This window comes from Alkalibacterium sp. m-11 (assembly GCF_054658155.1).
Genome location: NZ_BAAGIR010000283.1, coordinates 1 through 951 on the forward strand (window position 1 = coordinate 1; position 951 = coordinate 951).

The 951-nt window shown below is 36.2% G+C and carries 1 protein-coding gene; it reads right to left on the reverse strand.

The window, feature by feature from the left end:
• Positions 1–98: 98 nt before the first annotated feature.
• Positions 99–548 carry a phage holin family protein gene (locus ACYQ2O_RS12405; RefSeq protein ID WP_459796723.1) on the reverse strand — a complete coding sequence of 150 codons (450 nt, stop codon included), beginning with the start codon at positions 546–548 and terminating at the stop codon, positions 99–101.
• Between the last annotated feature and the right edge of the window lie 403 nt (positions 549–951).

Consider the following 951-nt stretch of genomic DNA (forward strand, 5'->3'; position numbering starts at 1 on the left):
TTTCTAGACCATCAAACCAAAACCTGTTTGACGAGATAAATCCAATAGTGCTGTAAAAACCAATCAATTGTATGCTCATTTAAGAGCTATTCCCCCAATTATTCCTTGGAGTTTCCTAGTTCACTCATAGGTTTTTCTTTTTCTTCAACCTTCATTACATCTGCGTCAATGTGTATCCTGTTTTCTGTATGTTCTTTCAGCTCAATCAAAGTATTCTTAACTGCAGCAGGTAAAGGTAAACCAAGAGTCGCCCAATTTTCTGCAATTGAGATTAGATATGTGACTACCATCCATAATGTAAACCCGTGAGCGTAAGTTTGGAATCCGAATAGTGGGAGATAAACATTCAATACGAATATCAGTAAAACCACTAATGCATGTTTTGCAATACCAAAAAGACTGACACTGGAGCTCGTTTCTTTTGTTTTAAAAGATTTTAATGTCCCCGTGAAAATATCAAAAAATACGCACAAGATAAGCGCGTGAATAAAACCATTCTGGTAAATAGAATAGATTTGGTGTGTAATGTCGTTTAGTTCTAAAATCAACAACTTGTACCCCTTCCTTCTTATGTTTGTGTATAGAAAAGAGCAAGCGCAAGGTCTGCTCTCAGTTGTTTTCCATTAATTCTTCTATTAAGCTTTCTTGCTCTGAGTGCTGAAGTAGCATTCTAGCGATTGTGTTCGACAGACTCTTAATGAGCTCTGCTTGTTCTTCAATTATCTCTATCAATTCAACGTTAGTTAATTTGACAGATTCAGTTGAAAATGAACATGAAATCATCAAGAAAATGACAAGAACATTAGAAAAACGAGGCCCTGATGTGTAGAAAAGCAAAATAATCCAGCCAGTAAATGTCACTCTATTCCGGCAGTTTTTTTTAAGAAGATGGGTCAATTAAGCGACAGAATCTGTTTATTCCAGCACGTTTGTCAGTTTAGACCAGCGGAT